The organism is Natronocalculus amylovorans (assembly GCF_023638035.1).
GTDB classification, from domain to species: Archaea; Halobacteriota; Halobacteria; order Halobacteriales; family Haloferacaceae; genus Natronocalculus; species Natronocalculus amylovorans.
On the sequence record NZ_JAKRVX010000002.1, the window covers coordinates 177,911 to 198,430 of the forward strand.

The window sequence follows — 20,520 nt, forward strand, 5'->3', positions numbered from 1 at the left end:
AAGTCCGCCGCTGCAACCTCATATATGGGACACACCAAGAGAGCCATTTCACCCAGTGCAATATCTCAGTCGGTGCACTTCTCTCACATGGTGACTGGTTTTCATCAGATAGCAATATGTTAACACAACTCAGAGTCATTTACGGGGTTCATCCATAGCGGTGCTTGTGGAGATAGAATCCCAGAGAGCGTGGTGAGAAACAATGTCCGTAACAAATGGAGTCGATGTCGATCAACTAGAGCAAGCGATCGACGCAATCCAGACAGACCCAAACGTTGGCCGCTTCCGATTTTATGGAGAGACGGAGTGGAACGGAGCACTGAAATGTGTCACTGAGATCGACCAGTTCGATCAAGCTGGAGAGACTGTACACACACAAACATTCCAGATTGAAGGAGACGAGCCAGAACAGATACTTGGAGAGCGCACCGCACCGAATGCTGTTGAACTGCTCTTAGCGGCGCTTGGTTCGTGCCTAACGGTAGGCTACGCCGCAAACGCCGCAGCAATGGGTATTGAGCTGAACGACCTGCGATTTGAGATGGACGGGGATGTCGATCTTCGTGGCTTCCTCGGGCTCAGCGATTCAGTCCGTCCGGGGTACGATGAACTCACATGCCGAACATACATCGATGCAGATGCTAGTGAGTCGGAGCTCACTGCACTTCGTGAGCGTGTCGAATCCACATCCCCGCTGATGGATATCATCGGCAATGAGGTCACAATCAAGTCCGAATTCATGCCGATGTCTGTTGCATGAGTATCAGCAGCTGCGAAAAATGCAGATCACACCGGTGCCCATATTTTTACGTCATTGAAAATAGTGATCCGATACTGCTGAAATAACGGCCTCTATATTACATTCTGCAAAATACCGCCATCAACAACAACGGATTCGCCAGTAACATTCCGATTTTCCGCAAAGAAGACTGCAAGTCGGCCCATATCTTCGGGTTTCTGATCACGTCCCATTGGAATCGCACGAGCGATCGTCTCGTCGAACGACTCACCAAGCTCCGGAGTGAGTACGTCTTCCCACATCGGTGTGTTCACGATTCCGGGACAGATCGCATTCACCGTCACCTCAGGAGCAAGCTCGAGTGCTAAGGATTTAGTGAAGCCGAGCACAGCATGCTTCGACGCACAGTAGTGTGCAAGTCCGCCAGCACCGATATGACCGGCGATCGACGCCGTATTTATGATCGTCCCCTCTGCCTCCTGTAGGTGTGGAATTGCAGCACGTGAGACCAAAAACGGGCCCTTCACGTTGACGTCCATCACTGAATCCCATTCTTGTTCGTCCATCTCCACAGTCGGCGTGACCGTTATAATTCCTGCATTGTTGACGAGCACGTCTATCTTGCCAAACTCCGAAACTACCTCATCAACCATTGCTTGCACCTGATCAGCTTTGGTCACGTCACACTCGATGACATGGGCGCGGCGATCGTGCGCTTCAACGGCTTCAACAACCTCTTGTGCATGTGCCGCACCACCGATCTCAGTTGATGACTGCTGATTGTACGCTGTGTCTAAGACGTCGACGTCGGCAATGACGATATCGCTGCCTGCCGCCGCAAGCTCCGATGCAATGCCATGACCAATATCTCCACCGCCACCGGTGACGATCGAGACTGCTCCCTCAAGTGATGTTTTCTCTACCATCGCACACCATACATCGCCGCGTTATAAGATAACAATCTGCATTGTTCTACATAGCGTTCTTTCAGCCTAGGTAGAATATCTGAGTGTATTCGATCGTGAAGCGGGTCTAGCCCTGACGAGGTTGGTGACCTGCCCGAGCGTAAAAACCAGCCTCGGTTATAGGACCAATAACAGATAATTGTATATTCTGGCAAAGATTGGGCCCGGATGCTGCAATCGCTGAAAACAGTCCGGTAAAACTGGTTGGTAGTGGACGATATGCGTATAAATAAAAATATACAGGACATTTGTCTGGAAGAATTGAGTTCAAAAGTACGAATGCCAACCCTTATCCGTGTGACTGAGTTGTCTTTAGTTGTAATGGCAAACGGTAAAGTTGATTTCTTCAACGACACAGGCGGCTACGGTTTCATTTCGACGGACGATGCTGACGACGATGTCTTCTTCCACATGGAAGATGTTGGCGGCGAGGACCTTACGGAAGGAACTGAGATTGAATTTGATATCGAACAGGCCCCAAAAGGCCCTCGCGCGAAAAACGTTACTCGCGTATAATAACTACATCTCTCGCACAGTCACAAACGTGACATAGCGGATTTGTTTTTCAGACACTACACTCGTGAGCAGCTGCTCACGGGTACGTGTATTTATATCCAATCACGGAGCGACTGCCACTGATGACAACGTGTCTTAATTGTGGAAAGCCACTTGGCAGCGGATCAACGTGCTGTTATCACTGCCAAGGTGATCGTGCGGCACCAACAGTCTCTACAGAGGTCCGAGAGCGCGTCGAGCGCTACTTCATTCTCTCATCACTCAAATGTGCAAACTGCGATGGGATCCATGAAACCGTGACTGTTGATGGAGCGCGCTACACCGCTGCGGATTTTTCGATCGAAACGATCGAGGAGTGGAATAATCGGATGCAAGCCGAAGAGGAGTGGCCACAGACGGTGGCTGCAGTTCGATCGCACATCCTTTGAGCGCAGCAGACAAATCATGATCGCTCGACGATGATCGTTCCGAGAGCAACGCTTACCGCTGCCAACCCAATTCCTGCAACAACATCAACCAGCCAGTGAATTCCAAGTGCCATCGTAGAGAGCACGATACTTGTAGACATGATTGTTGCAATGGTGAACCACCGGGGAAACGTTTCGCGGGTCATCAGTGCGATCGCAAACACCGTCACAGAAAGTGAGGTGTGAAGCGACGGGAACACGTTTGTATTCCGATTGACCTGCGAGGTGACCGTGGTAACATCAGGGTACAGATCTAAAAGCGGTTGGCTTACCTGCTCAGGGATATGATTCCGTGGCCCGTATGCAACGACGAGTGTATAACAAACGATCCCACCTGCGTAGTTGAGCCCATAGGCTGTGAGGAGGATTTTGAGATGTTCCAGTGAGTCACTGACAAAGTAAGCGATTGCGGGGAAGACAAGCAGCACGACATATCCGAATACGTACATGAATGAAAAGTAGTAGTTCATACCCTCCGGGAAACCCGCCTGGACGAATGCGACAAATGATCCCTCAACGGCATAGATTGTCTCCGTTGCCTCAAATCCAATCTCCATTGAGAGGTCATAGATTACGTTTTGCAAGCCTTTGTTAGCGACCAGTACGATTCCAAGCAGGCCTGCATACGGTGCGATCGATCGGAGCCGAGAGACAATGAGCGCCGGCTCGTTCGTGAGCTGCGCTACTGCTTTGCGATCAAGACAAATGACTGAGAGCAGACAAAGTAAAAAGAGGACAACAACTGTAATAACCCCAGTTAATACAAAAAGAAGCATCTACTACATGGTTGCATCTGAGACATAATGAATCTCTCTGTGTACCTTGTTAGGTAGTCACTCAAACAGTGTTCACTGAAGCTGTGTTAGTTATTTTTGACCGTAACAAGTCGATTATTAGTCGATGTGTCCTTCGCGGCGGAGCTGATCTGCATCTTGATCAGTGTAGCGCCATTCAATATTCGCTTTTTCATCCTGCCAAGACCACGGCTCAACAAGGACGATGTCGCCCTCGTTAATCCATGTTCGGTATTTCATTCGGCCAGGGATTCGTCCCATTCGGTTCTGTCCATCCTCACACCGTACGCGTACGTGGTTTCCTCCGTTATGCTCAGTTACCACCGCAAACAGCTCATCGCCATTGGGCATCCGGAGATTCCGACGCCCGATTTCTTCGCTCACAATATAAGTAACTATCCCAAGCCGTAAAACTGCTTGGGACAACCATTGTCAGCCGAAGCCAAAGAAGGCTATATAAATACGTTCACGTATGAACCAGTAATCAAAAGCATACATACGGTGTACGTATAGTTGAGCCAAGTGGTACGCGGTTACCAGGGCACAAGTGGGGATCGTATCACTTGGCCTCACCGGGCAGTCTGTATGATTGGATTGGGCCCCAACGTACAGTATACTTCTCACACACGCTTTTACACGCCTTATGTGTCTGCAGTAATACCAGTGAGTCCAGTTCTCTCAAGGAGCGTTGCTTGTCCACGCCGAAGCCGACCAGCAACCGCTCGTGAAGAGATACCTAATTCGTCTGCAAGCTCCTCTAGCGTCGCTTTTCGGGGTTCACTAAAGTATCCAAGCCGGTACGCGGCTGTCAGCGCTTCGGATTGCTCTGGTGTGAGTCCATACTCGTTTGCTGGTGTTCGGCCTGGTGATGTTGTGACACGCGTGACCGTTAGGGGGACACCACGCTCTTGACAGAGGCTTCTAAATTGGCTTGTTTGATCCGCATCAGTGAACCGAACTTCAAATGTCCACTGAGCATTATTCGCCCGAGCATCGAGAAGAACACCTTCCGTCTCGGCGATTGTCCGGAGCGTTCCGATCGCATCCTCGTTCCACACCGCTCGAAAGAGCGCTCCATCATCTACTTCATCAATAATAGACAGCTCTTCGATCGACGGCTCTCCTGCTGCAGCGTTTGCAAATGACTGACAATCCGAGCCCCACAGCCAAAAGAACGGCATCACAGTCGTTTCTGTAGGAATAATCCGATCGAGTTCTAACGATAGCGACGGGTCCTCACCAAGAGAACGACCAAGAGCGCATGCGTTCGCGGGGACCGTAAACTCGACAACAATACTCATTGTCAGTGCACAGCAGCCACGGATACAAAAACGTAGCTACCACTCAGTGGTCTTCAGTTCCGTTTACTCGTTTTTCAATCCTGGATTCGTGATAGCACCTGCTGCAGCGGATCCAAAGTCACGGGCATACTTTGCAAGTACACCACCAGTGTACGGCGGTTCTGGTGGTTCCCATGCTTCTTTACGTGCTTGCAACGCCGCGTCATCTAACCCAACTGAAAGCTCGCGGTTCGGAATGTCAACCGTTACTATATCACCATCTTCAAGCAAGCCGATCGGACCACCAGCGGCTGCCTCTGGAGCAACGTGGCCGATCATTGGTCCACGGGTACCACCGGAGAACCGACCGTCAGTGAGCAGCGCAACATCGTCTTCGTGGCCTGCACCAACCACCGCAGCAGTGACACCAAGCATCTCACGCATTCCGGGGCCGCCTTTTGGCCCCTCATTCCGAATAACGATCACGTCACCTGATTCGACATCTCCGCGCTGAACGTATGCCATTGCATCCTCCTCATTTTCGAAGATACGGGCAGGCCCTTCGTGATGGAATGCGTCATCGCCAGTGACTTTGAGTACAGCTCCGTCCGGAGCGAGGTTGCCTTTAAGAATCTTGATTGCACCCTCTTTCTGTTTTGGCTCCTCAACAGTGTAGAGGAAGTCGGCTTCAATCTCGTCGTCGTCCGGCAGACCGAGCGTCTCGAGTTCTTCTTCGATCGTCCGACCTGTGACGGTCATTGCATCACCGTGAATTAAGCCCGCTTCAAGGAGTCGGCGAATCACAACAGGAACACCACCCAGCTCGTGAAGATCATTCATGACACGTGCACCACCGGGTTGCATATCGGCAATCTTTGGCGTTCGTTTTGAGATTTCATCAAAGTCCTCAATATCGAGCTCAACGCCTGCCTCTGCAGCAAGTGCAAGCAGATGCAACACGCCGTTTGTTGAGCCACCGATCGCGGTCTGGACCGCGATTGCGTTTTCGAATGATTTTCGCGAGAGAATTGTGGACGGACGGCGATCGTTCTCAATGCAGTCAAGGACTAGCTTGCCAGCCTGTGCTGCAATCTCGTACCGAGCGCGATCTTCCGCTGGTGCAGAGGCACTCCCAAGCGGTGCAAGTCCAAGCGCTTCCGAAATTGAGGCCATCGTATTTGCGGTGAACATTCCACCACAGGAGCCTGCACCAGGGCATGCGTGCCGCTCAAGTTCATCAAGTTCGTCGCCGGACATCTCCCCCTGTGCGTACGCACCAACACCTTCGAACACCTGGACGATCGTCACGTCACGGCCACCGTGTTGGCCCGGCATGATTGAACCACCGTACAGGAACACTGACGGAAGGTCTGTCCGGATTGCAGCCATCATCATCCCCGGGAGATTCTTGTCACAGCCCGCGACGGTCACAAGCCCATCCATACGCTCGCCGAACGAAACCAACTCAACGGAGTCCGCAATGAGCTCTCGCGAGATGAGTGAGGCCTTCATTCCCTCCGTTCCCATCGAAATTGCATCCGAGATGGTGATCGTTCCGAATTCGATCGGCATCCCGCCCGCTGCATCAACGCCATCAATTGCAGCCTGTGCAACATCATCCAGATGAACGTTACATGGCGTGATGTCTGCTGCGGGGTTTGGCACGCCAACAAGCGGCGAGGAGAGATCATCATCATCGAATCCCATCGCACGGAACATTGCGCGATGTGGTGCACGTTCTGCACCTTCTGTCACATCTTTACTTTGGAGGTCTGCATCCTTTTTGCCCGCGAAACGATCGGTATCGTCTCGTGGCTGTTGCTTGCTCATACCATGCGATTGTCCGCCGAACGTTTAAAAGACCGCGAACTGACAACCGTTGCAGTCAATTGAGGGCTACTCCCGACTTGCAAGTCCGACCAGATGGCTGACTTCCGGAAGGATAAGCGATTCAACACCCAACCGAACGGCGTTTGTGCTGCCGGGGAGCACAAAAATGATTGTTCCAGTTTGTGTGACGCCTGCGGTTGCACGTGTGCCGATGACTCGCGTCCCAATTTCCTCAACCGATTTTGCCCGGAAGCGTTCGCCGAAGCCGGGAAGTTTTTTTTCAAAGAAGTGTGATACGGCTTCAACTGTTACATCGTCGGGAGTGACACCAGTGCCGCCAGTTGTAATGATTACATCAACGTCCTCACGAGCGTCAAGATTGTGTATTGCTGATTGAATTCCATCGAAATCATCGTTGATAAGCTCGCGCGTCACAATCGTATGTTCTCCATCCGTTAACAGTTCAGAGATCGTATCTCCTGCAGCGTCCTCCTCAAAACTTCGCGAGGAAGAGATCGTGACAAGCGCGGCCGAGACATGTTCGACATCGTGGTGATGGTGGTCATGGTCATGACCATGGTCGTGGGTATGCTCGGGATCCGTTCCCTCTTTGTGTGCATGTGTATCTGGCGAGTCGGTCATATAAGAGATATATACAACCAGTGTAGAAAAGCCACGGATTGGGTGACCGCTTGCCATACAGTTTTGACGCTTGCATAATGATTGATAATGTATGAAAGCCGTCCAATTTTCGGAGCATGGCGATCGAGATGTGATCGAGTATGGGGAGTTTTCGGATCCGGATCCGGGCCGAAATGAGGTGGTTGTCGATATCAAAGCAGGCGCACTGAACCACTTGGATATCTGGACCCGACGTGGACTTCCCGGTGTTGAGTTGGAGATGCCACACATTCCAGGGAGTGACGCAGCAGGCATTGTGACCGATGTTGGTCCCGATGTCGATCGGTTCGATGTCGGCGATCGGGTTGCAGTCAGTGCTGGCGTCTCATGTGGACGGTGTGAGTTCTGTCGAGACGGAGACCCCACACTCTGTATCCGGTATGGGATTATCGGTGAGCATCAGCGTGGCGTTCATGCAGAGTATGCGACAGTGCCGGAAGCAAACCTGGTTTCGGTGCCGGACCATGTTGACTGGGAGATCGCAGGTTCTGCATCGCTTGTCTTTCAGACTGCGTGGCGAATGCTGATCGATCGGGGCAGCCTCAACGCAGGTGAATCAGTGCTTGTGCTTGGTGCATCCGGTGGTGTGGGCCACGCAGCAGTACAGATTGCTGCTCATGCGGGCGCAGAGGTATATGCAACGGCTTCAACTGACGAGAAACTTGAGTATGCGAAGGCATGTGGGGCGGATCACGTAATCAACTACGAGCGCACTGACTTTGCGAGCGAGATCAGCGACCGCACTGGACGGCGCGGTGTGGATATGGTCGTTGACCATATCGGTGAGGCAACATACCCTGATTCCTTGAAATCGCTGGCAAAGGGCGGCCGGATTGTCACCTGTGGAGCAACAACTGGGCCACATCCAGGGGCAGGGCTGAATCGAATCTTTTGGAATCAGCTCTCAGTGATCGGATCGACGATGGCGACACCCGGACAAGCAGATGAGGTGCTTGAGTTGGTGTGGGATGGGACGTTCACGCCACGAATCAGAGAGACGCTTCCAATGAGCGAAGCCGCAGACGCCCATGCGCTTCTTGAAAACCGTGAGGGCTTTGGTAAAGTAGTGGTAATACCGGATAGTGAGTACTGACGAGACAGACGGTGAGACATACACACATCGGCCAGGGTCGATAGACAACGAACAATCCGATGAAGACCCGTTCACCGAACCCGAACCCAGCGGATTCGGTGCCCAAGGATGGGTACTCGTTGCAGCGGTTGTGATCTGTTTTCTTGTCATTCCCGGTGTGATCTATCTATTTCCCGCAGCACCCACACAGCTCGGTTGGACGTTCTTTGCAACATTTCTTGTACTTCCACTGATTCCCGCTGTACTTCTTGGTGTGATCGCAGTCTGGTCGATGACCGCTGCCACGTAGGAGTCGTGCTATTCGAGAGGCAGCTATTTGCATGTTCGACGGCTATCAGATACTATGTCACTTCCCTCACAGCCACAGTCGATTCCGACGGATGTCCCTGGTGAGTCCGTGTTTGTTGAGACAAATGGAATCGAACTTCACACCGTGCAAGCCGGGCCTGAAGATGGGCCACTTGTGATTTTGCTCCACGGATTCCCGGAGTTTTGGTATGGGTGGCACAACCAGATTCGAGCACTCGCGAACGATGGCTATCGAGTGATCGTCCCTGATCAACGTGGATATAACCTGAGTGATAAACCACCAGGAATCGCGTCATACCACATCGATGAACTTACCCAAGATGTGATTGGATTGATTGACGCATACGATCGAGAGATGGCGTCGATCGCCGGCCACGATTGGGGCGCAGCAGTTGCATGGTGGGCTGCACTACATCATCCAGATCGTCTCTCGAATCTCTGTATTGTCAATGTCCCACACCCAACAGTAATGCAGCGAACACTCCAAAACAGCTGGGAGCAACGAATGAAAAGCTGGTACTTCCTTGGATTCCAACTCCCAAAAATTCCCGAGACGCTATCTCGACTCAACAACTGGCGCGGTCCAACACGCGCACTCAAAAAAAGCAGCCAGCCGGGGACGTTTACGCAAACCGATCTCGAATACTACCGGAACGCGTGGTCACAGCCGGGTGCATTTGAAGCGATGATCAACTGGTACCGTGCGATCGTCCGCTATCGTCCATCAGTGAATGACCCGATCGTTGCTGTCCCGACACTTGTGATTTGGGGTGCAGAGGATACATTCCTCAAAAAGTCGATGGCATGGGAGAGTGTCGATCTCTGTGAGGATGGACAGCTCGTTATGCTTGACACAGCAACCCATTGGGTACTACATGAAGAACCAGTCCGAGTCAGCAACGAGCTGTGTACATTTCTCAACGGTGGGCCATTAACTGGTGGAGAGTAAGCGGCTCGAACTACTCAAAATCTCGGCGCATTGCAATCTCGAACCATGGGCAGAGACGAAGCTGACGGTACAGTCGTGGGTTAGTATTGAGATGTTCGTAATCGACCCATAGCATGCCACCAATCTCTTCTTCAACCGGATCAAGTGAGATGTCGTCAAGCGTAACTTTCAACACTGCACAGACTTCCCACTCAACGCCTTCGTTCGGGTAGTAGCGTTTGTATTCGAATTTATCAGTCACACGGAGGTCGTTGTACTGATCAGGCGTAATGCCAAGCTCTTCTTCGAGCCGCTGCTCAGTTGCCTCTTTCTGCGTCTGCCCCTCAACTGGGTGTGATGCAACGGTTCCATCCCAGTGAGTGTCCCAGAGGCGTTTGTTTGGGGCTCGCTGTGCGAGCAGAATTCGATCCTCATGGTCGAAAACAAGGCAGGTGAACGCACGATGTCGGATTCCATCCCCCGTATGTGCATCCAATCGGTTGACAAGGCCCTGCTCGTTATCGTCAGGATCGACAGCGATCACATCTTGGCGGGCATTTTTATGGAGTTCACCGCTTTCGGTAGCGGTTTCGTCTTCGCTCATAGCAATGCAAACGGTCAGTGGGGTAAATAAGGGTTCGATCGACGGCGGGAAAAATGAGGCATTTAGCCGAGCCGTTCATCTAGGATGAGCCGTGTCTTTGTTCGTTTTACTTCATCCATTTCGCGAGCTTGTGTAATAAGTTCGTTCACCGCGCGTGTGTCAACGCAGTCAACCACGAGGACGATGTCCTCCTCTCCGGAGACCTGCCAGACAAAATCGACCTCCTCCCACTCGGCCATGCGATCGCCAACCTCGCTCGTATTGACGTTCATCTCAACAGAGATCTCAATCATCGCTTTTACGTTCCCTGTCTGTGTGGTGACGGTGAATCGCTCGATCACTCCCTCGTTCGTCAACCGATCGACACGGTTGCGCACAGTTCCTTCGGAGGTCCCAACCCGTGAGGCAATCTCTGTGTACGGCGTCCGGGCATCCCGACGGAGGATATTGAGAATCTGCCGATCGAGGTCGTCCATACTGACCTATGAAACCTCCCACCACTTACCGATTACGAATTTCGTAATTGAGCTTCGAACGACGCACTTATTATCGACGAACCATACGTAACTCGTAATGTCGGACGCCTACATCGCGCTGGAAGACGGTAGCGTAATCGAAGCTCGCTGTCGCGCACCAGGGCGGACCCGTGGAGAACTGGTGTTTACAACGGCCTACACCGGATATGAAGAGAGCCTCACAGACCCATCGTACGAAGAACAGGTCCTTACCTTCTCGTACCCACTCATTGGTAACTACGGAGTTCGAGAAGAGCGATTTGAGTCCGACCGAGTCCACCCACGAGCAGCCGTTGCACGTGAATTCACAGATGACGTTGCCGCATGGTTGAGTGAAGCTGGTGTCCCAGCAATCGACCATCTAGATACACGTGAACTGGTTACATCGATCCGCGAGCGCGGCGCAATGAAGTGTGGAATCGCAGCTGGAGAGGACGCGACCCCGGAAGCGGCGAAGGCCGAACTTGCGGAGTGTAAATCGATGAGCGACCACATCGACATTGGCAAACGCGTGACCACCGTCGAGCACACACTGTACGAGGGTGGTGGTGAGTACAGCGTTGCACTGATCGACTGTGGTGCAAAAGGCTCTATCATCTCGTCGCTCAATGAGCGTGGCGCAGATGTACACGTCCTCCCATACGATGCAAGCGAAGCAGATGTTCAAACTGTCGATCCAGATGTACTGTTCATTTCGAACGGTCCTGGTGACCCTGTAAACTTCCCAAACGCACAGTCGCTTGTTGAGACATTCACTGGCGAGTTGCCGATCGCAGGCATCTGTCTCGGACAACAGATTGTTGCACGAGCATTTAATGGAGAGACCGAAAAGATGGCATTTGGACACCGCGGTGTCAACCAGCCGGTGAAAGATGTCCAAACAGGACAGGTCATCATGACAACGCAAAACCACGGATATACCGTCTCAGACCCAGGTGACTTGGATGTTACACAGGTGAACGTCAACGATGACACTGCAGAAGGCCTAGCGAGCGATGACCTCCGGATCATCACCCGCCAGTACCACCCCGAAGCAAATCCGGGACCGCACGACTCGCTTGGCTTCTTTGATGATGTGCTTGGGCTTGTTAACAAAGGCACCCCAGTCACAGCAGACTAACGACACAGCGATGCACGACTGACCACGCGTTTGGACAGTATCCTGTCTACACTGTCGGCGCACTCAAATCGTCTGTTTATTTGGACGATGAAAAGAGGCTGTTAAGACCGCGAATACTTCGTACAATTCCCGATTTTGCCAGGTATCCGCTTTTTAGTGCTGCAAACTTTGCTGTTGAGCCAGCTTTGAGTGCACCAACTTTGGTATAATAGCCGCTTTTTCGTGCAGCGGCGATCGCGTAGTGTTTCCCAGCCATCGGAATTGGGGCACGTCGGCCGTTAACTGACGTTGACCCATCGCGAATTGCGGCAAGCACATCTTCGGCTGTTAGTTCGTCTTTTGGAACGTCCTCGATTTCAATCTCGGAAAATGCACGACCAACGTACTCCAGTTTGTGAGCATCGCTCGCAGCAATCTGCGGATACCCATGTTGCTGTGCAAAGCGGCGTGCGCGACGGTTTTTGTAGCCCGTAAAGAGCCACGCATTAAATACCTCAACGGCATCGCAGTCATCAATGTACTTTTTTCTAACACCGTGGCGAGTGCGTTGAAATGGGTGTGGGACGATCGCAACACCACCATGGTCGCGGATCCATGCGACTGTTTCATCAAATGGTGCACGATGGGGTGGCATCTCATCAACGCCGATCGCCAGCAGATGTCCTCTTTGCGTCGAGACCTCGACGCCAGGGATACCAATTAATCCGTAGTCGTCAGCCAACTTCGCCGCGCGAATCGACTCATCAATGACATCGTGATCGGTGATTACAACGGCATCAAGGCCAATATCGGCAGCGTGTTCGAGAATTAACTCCACCGGTTCATGTCCATCGTATGAACCATCTGAATGAACATGTGGGTCAATTCGAACAGTCGTCGAAGACACAATGTATGGTAAGAAATGGGGCAATATAAGTACGTTCCTCGTATCTGTGTGTGAACAGACACCACATAATTCCTCTAGCGTATAGATGGAACAATAAACAGTACTCTGTTGCATTATTCTCTCAAATCAACTCAGTGGTATACCGGTTGGATCGGTAGGGATGGGCTGAACTGATGGGTGCAGGCGAAATGTTCAGAGCGTGGCCGAGAGCTGTTCACCAAGCTCAACCCCATTCCAGTATGCCTTGTGCGCGCGTCCATGGCCAACGACCCAATCACCCGCAGCATAGAGGCCAATCTCTGTAAGCGGCTCGATCGCATCCATTGTGACCGAATCTTCTGGCTGTGCATACCGCCATCCTTGCTCATCGACCCAATCCGGCTCTGTGAGTGCGTCATCATCCAGCAGCTTTGCAACCATCTCCGCTACCACTGGTGCAAGCTCTTCGCGCGGCTCATCGTAGTGTGCTTCTGACCAATCATTTCCCATCTGTACGACGAGTAGCTCCTCGCCTTCGGGGACATGGTCATCTTTACACGACTCTCGGGCAAGCCACCCGATCGAATGCGCTTTGTCCCGATTAACAATCGCGTAGTAGTCTCTGTCAATCGCAAACGGATAGTGGAGGATGAATGTTCGAACCGATCGATAAGAGACGCCTTCGACTGCGGAGTGTGCAGCTACGAGGCGATCGTCTTCTTCGCCACCAACGGTTGTCTCTGCAAGCAGTGTCGCCGTCTGCGGCGCAGGTGGTGTAAAGACGACTGCATCGAACGGACCATATTCCGCATCATCTGTATCTGTAACTGTCCATCGGCCATTGGCTTGATTGAGCGACTGTGCACGAACTGGTTGTTCGACAGTTGCGTGGGTACGAGCAAGGATCCGTTTTGAAAACTGTGTAATCCCTTGCTTCCATGTCCATTTGTGATCTTCCTGCCGATCGCTTTCTTGAATATCACCGTCTGCGTCGAACGTCCAAATAGGCTCATCAATGTCGACCAACCCACCCTCACCAAGGGATTCAATGAGCTGTTTTGTGTTCCCCGCTGGATCGTTTTTAATATAGTTTGCGCCATGTTCGTACCGACAACCGTTTTTTCGGCGCGTTGCGGCACGGCCGCCAACCCCTCGACTTTTTTCGATAAACGTAACATCAATTGCAGATTCGGAGAGTGCATCTGCAATGCCGACACCCGCAACGCCTGCTCCAATAATACACAGCTGAACATTGTCGGTCTCTTCTGACATGGTTTCACTACCAAATAGGGTCGGCAGAGGGTAAAACGCTCGTGCCGATGCATCTACTGAGCAAACGTTTTTCAGTCATACGCCCACAACTGTGAGATATGTATGACGCGGTCCTTTTTGACAATGACGGCGTCCTCGTCTCCCGGACCGCATACGAAGCTCTCCAGGAGGCTGCGTGGACGACATTTATGACGCTTGGTATTGAGAATCCAGATCCCGATGATGTTGAATCGATCGTCATTGGTGTCTCACCAGAGACGGTGCAGACACTCTCGGATCGATATGATGTTGACCCGGATACTCTGTGGGAAACACGAGATGAAATCACAGCACAGAGACAGTACGACGAGATCGATGCCGGCCGAAAAACCCCATACAACGACGTCAACGCGCTTTCGAGGCTTGGTATGCCGCTTGGGATTATTAGCTCCAACCAGCAGGCAACAGTTGATTATCTGGTCGATCGGTTCTCGTTTTATCAGTCGTTCTCGCTTGCATATGGTCGGGAGCCTGAAATTGTGAGTCTTGAGCGAAAGAAGCCGGCCCCATTCTATCTTGAGCGTGCAGTGAACGAGCTTGAAGCGGATACGGCACTGTTTGTCGGTGATAACGATTCAGACATGCGTGCAGCAGCGAACGCTGGAATCGACTCTGCATTTATCCGTCGTCCACATCGCCACCACCACAATCCGACGCCAGAGCCAACCTATATTGTGAATGATCTTCACGACGTCGTTGATATCTGCCGCCGAGGAGTTTCAATGGCCTAACTTCTTTGTTCTTGGCCGTTTGCTGTTTGATATGCGTCAACTGCCGCCGGTTGGGCTTGGAACAATGGGTCTTGACGGACCGACGGGTGTGACTGCCATCAAAACCGCGATTGAGCTTGGTTATAGACATCTTGATACCGCACAGATATACGACAATGAAGAGGTTGTTGGGGCTGCAGTCGAACAGAGCCCCACCGCTCGCAATGAGCTTACGATTGCAACAAAAGTATGGGCTGATAGCCTCCCACCTGAGCAGGTGTTCAACACGACAACAGAGAGCGCAGCTAAACTCGGCGTGGAGACGATCGATCTGTTGTATGTTCACCGCCCGATCGACACATATGATCCAGAAACGACATTGCCTGCATTTGAACAGCTTGTTGACGAAGGACTTGTTTCGAATGTCGGTCTCAGTAATTTCACGATCGAAGAGATAGAGACGGCACACAACGTGTTGTCAAGCCCGATCAGTGCACACCAAACCGAGCTGCACCCACTGTTCTATCAGCCAGCACTCATCGACCATGCACGTGAGCACAACTACACCGTTGTTGGGTACTCTCCGCTTGCTGGAGGCGCAGTGTTTGAACTCCCAACACTGGTCGAGATTGCAGAGAAACACGAGAGTACTCCTGCCGCAGTGAGCATCGCATGGCTGACTGAAAAAGAGAACGTGGTGGTCATTCCAAAAGCCACCAGTAAGACCCACCTGCGAGCAAACATCGAAGCCAAAAGCTTAGAGCTTGATCCGGAGGATGTTGCAGCGATCGAATCCATTGAGGCAGAAAGAGAGCTGTTTGCAGAATAATCGCAGAAACGTCTTTCCACGGGCAGGACGAATAGAACGTATGAGTGAAACCGATCGCGAGCAGGAAAGCGAAATTCCGAACACCGATGCAGAGTGGCGTGAAAAGCTAAGCGATGAAGAGTACCATATCTTGCGAGAAAGCGGAACAGAACCACGATTTAGCGGCGAGTACGTCGATCGAGATGATGAGGGAGTATACACATGCAAGGGCTGTGACAATGTGTTATTTGAATCCGAAACAAAGTATCACTCCGGCTGTGGGTGGCCGAGTTTCTATGCGGCAGAGTCAGATGCGGTTACAGAGACGTTGGATACAAGTCACGGGATGAGACGAACGGAGATTCGCTGTGCAGAATGTGATAGTCACTTGGGTCACGTATTCAATGATGGACCGGAACCAACCGGGAAGCGGTTCTGCATCAACTCAGTCGCGCTTGATTTCGAGCCGGGCTCACAGTAGTGACTACGTCATGATCTGTGGTTCATATCGAGGGAGTCAACTCAGCAATAGCGAGTGACATACCTAGACGTGGTTTATTAATCGAATCTGTCGTAGGCAACGGCAGATTCTGCACAGCACCAACGAGTTCATACCCGTGAATGGCGATTTATACAATACAGAACGAATGACGCTCCCGGATCGTGAATCAGTCTCACGTCGTACATATCTCAAAACGGCAGTGGCTGTCGGTGGATCTGTTGGGCTTACTGCGTGTGTCGGTGAACTCACCACCACGGAGCCACAACCGGACGGTGAGACCGATACGCAACGCGTCCCAACTGGTGATCGAGACTCGCTTCCCGATCGACAGCATGCGTGGAATGGGTATCTCTCCCAAGATGCGCATGGCAACTACGAACCACCGGCACACCATGTGTTGCGATATCTATCGATTGCGGATTCCGTTGCGTTAGATAGTGCAAGGGAGCAGTTTGAGACGGCACTTACCGATCTCGAATCAGCATTTGCATGGAGCAGTGACGGATTATTATTTACGGTCGGCTACTCACCGAGGTACTTTACTCAGTTTGACGAGCAGCCAGCGCTCCCAGAGTCAGTCGAATTTCCAGAACCGACCGCACTCACCGATCTGGAGTCACCAACGTTCGATACCTATGAGTTGGTGGTTCATTTTGCAAGCGATCGGCCAGATGCACTCTTAGCAGCTGAAGAGGCGCTATTTGGCTCACAAGAGACGGTAAACGGGCGTGAGATAACCGCGATTTCTGACCTCTTTGACGAAGCCGAGAGCGATCGACGAACCGGATTTGTTGGGGCTGGGCTTCCTGCAGAAAATCAAGATGTAGAAGGAATTCCAAGCGGGAATCCGGTGCCGGAGGACGCACCGTTATTTATGGGCTTCCGATCGGGATTTGAGCGGACCCAAGCGACAGAAGACCGAGTGACAATAGAAGCGGGCCCATTTGCTGGTGGGACGACACAGCATATTTCGAAGCTGCAGCTCCAACTTAATGCGTGGTGGAACCAGGAGAATCATTTCCAGCGGGTCGCAAAGATGTTTTCTCCTCGCCACGCAGCAGAAGAGCGAGTTGGAGATGTTGGAGAAAAGCTCACCACTGATTCAGGACTCACGACTGAAGATATCAGTGACCTTCTCAAACAAGCCCGAGATGATGGCGTCGTCGGTCATGCACAGAAGACCGCTCGGGCACGTGAAGATGGCCGTCCAGTAATTTTACGACGTGATTTTGATACAACGGATGACGATCATGCAGGGTTGCACTTTGTCTCACTGCAGCGATCGATCTCGGACTTTGGTAAAACGAGAGCGGCAATGACTGGAACAGACATCGCAGACGAATCCGGAATTGGACCGCGAGTGAACAACGGAATCATGCAGTACATTTTTGTGCGTAATCGAGGGAACTTTCTTATTCCACCGCGACCGCATCGCTCATTTCCAACCGCAAACCCAGAGGCGAATGAAACATGAACACACAACAGTCTGACCAACTAACACGACGAAGAGCACTCCAACTAGCCGTTGCAAGTGGATCGATTATGCTTGCAGGCTGCACTGGGGATGAAACTGAAGCGGAACCAGCAGGGGACCCTGACGAAACCGAGGACACAGCCGACACTGATGATGGTAACGTCGGTGAGTCGGGTGCACCTCCACTCCCACAGGTAGAGGATCCACCTGATGCAGTGTACGTCCCAACACATGTTGAGTCGATGCGGCATCTCGACCCGGTCTCTGCCGGAGAGTTTGAGATCATCCCAATGATCACGTATCCGCACCTCTTCTGGAATGTGACGGGGACAGAGGCCGTTCCTGCCGAGCCAAGCCCAGAAGACGATGTTCACCTCATGGTGGCAGTTCGAGATCCAGAAACAGGGATGATACTCCCTGCAGAGACGGGGCTCGAACTGACCGTTGGTCCAGCGGGTGAATCTGGGTCACCGCACTCACCATGGCCGATGATTTCCCAAGAGATGGGATTTCACATCGGTGATAATGTCCCGCTTGGCGATGACGGAACGTATGAGATCTCCGTTCGAGTGGGTTCGATCGGCGCACGAACAACAGGCGAGTTCGCTGATCGGTTCCAAGAGGCAGGTGAAGGTACGTTCACCTTTACGTTCGATCAGGAGTTCCGTGAAGAGGTTGTTGGCGGTATTGAGTACCTTGATGAAGAGCACTGGGGAGAGCCAGGGGCGCTTGCACCAACAATGCATATGCACATGGGTCATGAAAATCATGAACACGACCATGATGATGAACAGAGTCATGATGATCATGGCCATGAGCACGGAGCTGACGACCACGAACACGGTCATGAAACACACGACGATCGATTCGGGACGTTTGAGCGCGATCGGAACGTGACAGAGCTCCCGCCGGTGGAAGACTTACCGGGGGTAATCCAAGAGACGGCACAGAGTGGAGATGCAGTGTTTGCAACAACGGTACTGGACCGTGGCTCGCGGTTTGTTGATGGAGACGAGTACTACCTCGCCGTCTCACCACGAACGCCATATAATCGGGGAATGCTCCCCATGATGACGATTGATGTTACGGTCGAGCGTGACGGAGAGACCGTTATTTCCGAAGAACTGCAGGACACAATCGACCACGAACTCGGCTATCATTATGCGATCGAAGTTGAGGAACTCCACGATGGTGATGAGGTGACCGTTTCGTTCCCATCACCACCTGGAGTCTCCAGACATCAAGGATATGAGACCGCATTCATTGAGATGGATCCAGTGACGGTGACAATCGATGGTGTTTCAGAATGAATACGCAAAGACGACGAGCATTCTATATTGGTCTCCTTGCACTGATCATTGTGTTTGGGAGTGCTGGAGTCGCTTTCTTTGCTGCACCCGCAACCGCTGGCGATCAGTATGCCGTGATCCAGTTTGAGCCACGAGAATCTACCGTCGAACCCGGCCAGACAATTGAGGTTGATGTGACGCTACAGAGCGATGGTCATCCCGGTGCTGGTGTTTATAAAATTGATATGCAGGTAGCGTATGCCTCTCAGTATGTGACAGTAACAGATATCGATCGAGGACCATGGCTGGAGAGTGCACCGCAGTATCAAGACGGTGATGCAGAGATTAGAACGGAGACAGAAATCGATGATTCCGCGGGTATTGCGGAGTTGACACAAGAGATTCGCCCACATGAGGATGGAACAACAGGCGCAGACACAATTGCAACACTAACTATTGAGATCGCTGACGATGCCCCACCGAGCACGGTTTCGTTGGAAGCAGGTACTAGTGAGGCTCAACTGACAGACCAGTGGCCCCAACCGATCGTTTCACAAAACGGACAGCTCATTATTGACGGTGGCGGTGAGGGAACACCGGCTGATGAATCAACCACGTCCACCGATAGTGACGGAGCTGAAGAACACGATCCAGACACACAACAGCGTGATGAAGCTGGAAATGAAGGCGAACGTACTGAAGAGACCGATCAAACAGATAGTGAAATACCGGTTCCGATCGCAACTGCGATCGCAACAGCAATGTTACTTCTCTTGCTGTATAGCCGTCGATCGACGTAACAACGGTAGCTACGGCAACAGCGTCCCAACGTGACTGTGTTGATCGTCGTCAACCAGTTCTTCAAGCGCGTCTGTCCCACGTGCCCCATTTGCGTTTACTAAATAGACGCGTCCATCTGCATCACCGTAGGCCCGATGGAAGTCATACACAAATCCGTACACATCAACATCGGGTGGCAATGAGTCTACCTCACGGAGGAACTGCACCTGCTCGTGGACGTTCCACTCAACAAGCCGATTGATTGCGCTTTCATCATCGCAGTTGGTCGTAAGTCCCTGTTCGATTCCACGCTCAACTGCGGGCATGAGTGTCTCAATGTTTCCACGAATACCCGGATCAGCAGGAAGTTCGCCGGCTGTCACTGCGTGATAGGCCGCGGTTACAGCACCACAACCGGTATGGCCGACAATGGCGATCGTTCGCGTGCCGGTATGATGGACCGGATATGCGACCCCACCTGAAACAACAAGCTCACCCTCATACCGCTCCCAGGCTTGGTTTCCAATATTACTCGGTGTAAAGACCCACCCTGGGTCTGTGACATTCCACATCCCTTCTTGAGAGACTCGTGAGTCCGAACAACACACCGAGACAACTTCCGGATGCTGCGCTGATCGCAGCTCGTCAAAACAGTGCGCAGAGAGCTGTTCGTGGTGGGCATCATTTCGAGCGATGAGTTCGCGAAGTAACGCTGCAGGCATTATAAAACGAGTAGGATAAGTTGGTAAATAAATCCGATGACAAAGCCACTGATGAGCAGCCCGGTTGCAATAACAACTGCCGGTGATAGCTTATGGTCTTCGTTGATTATGTACTGCTCCATATCGAAACTACAACACCGGATTACACATAACGATTTGGTTGTTTTCTGCACGGCTGCAATCAAAATCGATAATCAGCGGCGTAAGTAGAAGTGCAC

25 protein-coding genes are annotated in these 20,520 nt (G+C 52.0%); 13 read left to right on the forward strand and 12 right to left on the reverse strand.

Annotated elements, in window-relative coordinates; genetic code table 11:
- The first annotated feature begins 202 nt into the window (after positions 1-202).
- Complete coding sequence (locus AArcSt2_RS05240) at positions 203-760, forward strand: OsmC family protein (protein WP_250583330.1); 558 nt, start codon at positions 203-205, stop codon at positions 758-760.
- A 92-nt stretch (positions 761-852) separates the two neighbouring features.
- Here AArcSt2_RS05240 and AArcSt2_RS05245 read toward each other — a convergent pair whose 3' ends face one another.
- Positions 853-1,665, reverse strand: a complete 813-nt coding sequence (locus AArcSt2_RS05245; RefSeq protein WP_250583331.1) for an SDR family NAD(P)-dependent oxidoreductase — start codon at positions 1,663-1,665, stop codon at positions 853-855.
- Positions 1,666-2,025: 360 nt separating this feature from the next.
- Between AArcSt2_RS05245 and AArcSt2_RS05250 the strand changes: the two genes are divergently transcribed.
- Positions 2,026-2,220, forward strand: a complete 195-nt coding sequence (locus tag AArcSt2_RS05250; protein ID WP_174654329.1) for a cold-shock protein — start codon at positions 2,026-2,028, stop codon at positions 2,218-2,220.
- Between the two features lie 122 nt (positions 2,221-2,342).
- On the forward strand, positions 2,343-2,648 hold the full coding sequence (locus AArcSt2_RS05255) for a hypothetical protein (RefSeq protein WP_250583332.1): 306 nt from the start codon (positions 2,343-2,345) through the stop codon (positions 2,646-2,648).
- A gap of 14 nt (positions 2,649-2,662) precedes the next feature.
- Here the strand turns inward: AArcSt2_RS05255 and AArcSt2_RS05260 are convergent, their stop codons facing one another.
- From AArcSt2_RS05260 to AArcSt2_RS05280, 5 genes are all read right to left on the reverse strand, one after another.
- Positions 2,663-3,463, reverse strand: coding sequence for a phosphatase PAP2 family protein (locus AArcSt2_RS05260; RefSeq protein WP_250583333.1), 801 nt, complete (start codon positions 3,461-3,463; stop codon positions 2,663-2,665).
- A 117-nt stretch (positions 3,464-3,580) separates the two neighbouring features.
- Complete coding sequence (eif1A, locus tag AArcSt2_RS05265; RefSeq protein WP_174654332.1) at positions 3,581-3,865, reverse strand: translation initiation factor eIF-1A; 285 nt, start codon at positions 3,863-3,865, stop codon at positions 3,581-3,583.
- A gap of 257 nt (positions 3,866-4,122) precedes the next feature.
- Positions 4,123-4,782, reverse strand: a complete 660-nt coding sequence (locus tag AArcSt2_RS05270) for a helix-turn-helix domain-containing protein (RefSeq protein WP_174654333.1) — start codon at positions 4,780-4,782, stop codon at positions 4,123-4,125.
- A gap of 63 nt (positions 4,783-4,845) precedes the next feature.
- On the reverse strand, positions 4,846-6,591 hold the full coding sequence (gene ilvD / locus AArcSt2_RS05275) for a dihydroxy-acid dehydratase (RefSeq protein WP_250583334.1): 1,746 nt from the start codon (positions 6,589-6,591) through the stop codon (positions 4,846-4,848).
- A gap of 66 nt (positions 6,592-6,657) precedes the next feature.
- Complete coding sequence (locus AArcSt2_RS05280) at positions 6,658-7,233, reverse strand: MogA/MoaB family molybdenum cofactor biosynthesis protein (protein WP_250583335.1); 576 nt, start codon at positions 7,231-7,233, stop codon at positions 6,658-6,660.
- A 91-nt stretch (positions 7,234-7,324) separates the two neighbouring features.
- Here AArcSt2_RS05280 and AArcSt2_RS05285 point away from each other — a divergent pair, with 91 nt between their 5' ends.
- The 3 genes from AArcSt2_RS05285 to AArcSt2_RS05295 are packed head-to-tail and all read left to right on the forward strand — an operon-like array spanning position 7,325 to position 9,623.
- Positions 7,325-8,365 (forward strand): zinc-binding dehydrogenase, encoded by a 1,041-nt coding sequence (locus AArcSt2_RS05285; protein ID WP_250583336.1) that lies wholly within the window; start codon positions 7,325-7,327, stop codon positions 8,363-8,365.
- Positions 8,355-8,654 carry a DUF7977 family protein gene (locus AArcSt2_RS05290; protein ID WP_250583337.1) on the forward strand — a complete coding sequence of 100 codons (300 nt, stop codon included), beginning with the start codon at positions 8,355-8,357 and terminating at the stop codon, positions 8,652-8,654. Before AArcSt2_RS05285 ends, AArcSt2_RS05290 begins: the two co-directional genes overlap by 11 nt.
- 54 nt (positions 8,655-8,708) lie before the next feature.
- Entirely contained in the window at positions 8,709-9,623 is a 915-nt protein-coding gene (locus AArcSt2_RS05295; protein WP_250583338.1) for an alpha/beta fold hydrolase, read from the forward strand.
- 10 nt (positions 9,624-9,633) lie between these two features.
- On the opposite strand, the gene AArcSt2_RS05300 is transcribed toward AArcSt2_RS05295, so the two are convergent.
- Both AArcSt2_RS05300 and AArcSt2_RS05305 read right to left on the reverse strand, forming a co-directional pair.
- The gene (locus tag AArcSt2_RS05300) at positions 9,634-10,206 is read right to left on the reverse strand and encodes an NUDIX hydrolase (protein WP_174654339.1); all 573 of its coding nucleotides are present in this window, start codon (positions 10,204-10,206) and stop codon (positions 9,634-9,636) included.
- Between the two features lie 62 nt (positions 10,207-10,268).
- Entirely contained in the window at positions 10,269-10,682 is a 414-nt protein-coding gene (locus AArcSt2_RS05305) for an Lrp/AsnC family transcriptional regulator (protein WP_174654340.1), read from the reverse strand.
- Positions 10,683-10,779: 97 nt separating this feature from the next.
- Here AArcSt2_RS05305 and carA point away from each other — a divergent pair, with 97 nt between their 5' ends.
- Complete coding sequence (carA, locus tag AArcSt2_RS05310) at positions 10,780-11,841, forward strand: glutamine-hydrolyzing carbamoyl-phosphate synthase small subunit (RefSeq protein WP_250583339.1); 1,062 nt, start codon at positions 10,780-10,782, stop codon at positions 11,839-11,841.
- A 76-nt stretch (positions 11,842-11,917) separates the two neighbouring features.
- Here the strand turns inward: carA and AArcSt2_RS05315 are convergent, their stop codons facing one another.
- On the reverse strand, positions 11,918-12,727 hold the full coding sequence (locus AArcSt2_RS05315) for a CehA/McbA family metallohydrolase (protein ID WP_174654342.1): 810 nt from the start codon (positions 12,725-12,727) through the stop codon (positions 11,918-11,920).
- A gap of 192 nt (positions 12,728-12,919) precedes the next feature.
- Positions 12,920-13,978, reverse strand: a complete 1,059-nt coding sequence (locus tag AArcSt2_RS05320; RefSeq protein ID WP_250583340.1) for an NAD(P)/FAD-dependent oxidoreductase — start codon at positions 13,976-13,978, stop codon at positions 12,920-12,922.
- A gap of 98 nt (positions 13,979-14,076) precedes the next feature.
- Here AArcSt2_RS05320 and AArcSt2_RS05325 point away from each other — a divergent pair, with 98 nt between their 5' ends.
- The 6 genes from AArcSt2_RS05325 (at position 14,077) to AArcSt2_RS05350 (ending at position 19,600) form a co-directional block, all read left to right on the forward strand.
- Complete coding sequence (locus AArcSt2_RS05325) at positions 14,077-14,748, forward strand: HAD family hydrolase (protein ID WP_250583341.1); 672 nt, start codon at positions 14,077-14,079, stop codon at positions 14,746-14,748.
- A gap of 31 nt (positions 14,749-14,779) precedes the next feature.
- Positions 14,780-15,556, forward strand: a complete 777-nt coding sequence (locus tag AArcSt2_RS05330; RefSeq protein ID WP_250583342.1) for an aldo/keto reductase — start codon at positions 14,780-14,782, stop codon at positions 15,554-15,556.
- A gap of 40 nt (positions 15,557-15,596) precedes the next feature.
- Entirely contained in the window at positions 15,597-16,016 is a 420-nt protein-coding gene (gene msrB, locus AArcSt2_RS05335; protein WP_174654346.1) for a peptide-methionine (R)-S-oxide reductase MsrB, read from the forward strand.
- A gap of 166 nt (positions 16,017-16,182) precedes the next feature.
- Positions 16,183-17,511 carry a DUF7405 family protein gene (locus tag AArcSt2_RS05340; RefSeq protein WP_174654641.1) on the forward strand — a complete coding sequence of 443 codons (1,329 nt, stop codon included), beginning with the start codon at positions 16,183-16,185 and terminating at the stop codon, positions 17,509-17,511.
- Positions 17,508-18,821, forward strand: a complete 1,314-nt coding sequence (locus tag AArcSt2_RS16685; protein WP_302928361.1) for a DUF7350 domain-containing protein — start codon at positions 17,508-17,510, stop codon at positions 18,819-18,821. Before AArcSt2_RS05340 ends, AArcSt2_RS16685 begins: the two co-directional genes overlap by 4 nt.
- Complete coding sequence (locus tag AArcSt2_RS05350; protein ID WP_250583343.1) at positions 18,818-19,600, forward strand: cohesin domain-containing protein; 783 nt, start codon at positions 18,818-18,820, stop codon at positions 19,598-19,600. The genes AArcSt2_RS16685 and AArcSt2_RS05350 overlap by 4 nt, the downstream gene beginning before the upstream one ends.
- Positions 19,601-19,609: 9 nt before the next feature.
- On the opposite strand, the gene AArcSt2_RS05355 is transcribed toward AArcSt2_RS05350, so the two are convergent.
- Complete coding sequence (locus AArcSt2_RS05355) at positions 19,610-20,302, reverse strand: carbonic anhydrase (protein ID WP_250583344.1); 693 nt, start codon at positions 20,300-20,302, stop codon at positions 19,610-19,612.
- Positions 20,302-20,424: a hypothetical protein gene (locus AArcSt2_RS16690; RefSeq protein WP_302928363.1), complete on the reverse strand. Its 123-nt coding sequence runs from the start codon at positions 20,422-20,424 to the stop codon at positions 20,302-20,304. Before AArcSt2_RS16690 ends, AArcSt2_RS05355 begins: the two co-directional genes overlap by 1 nt.
- Between the last annotated feature and the right edge of the window lie 96 nt (positions 20,425-20,520).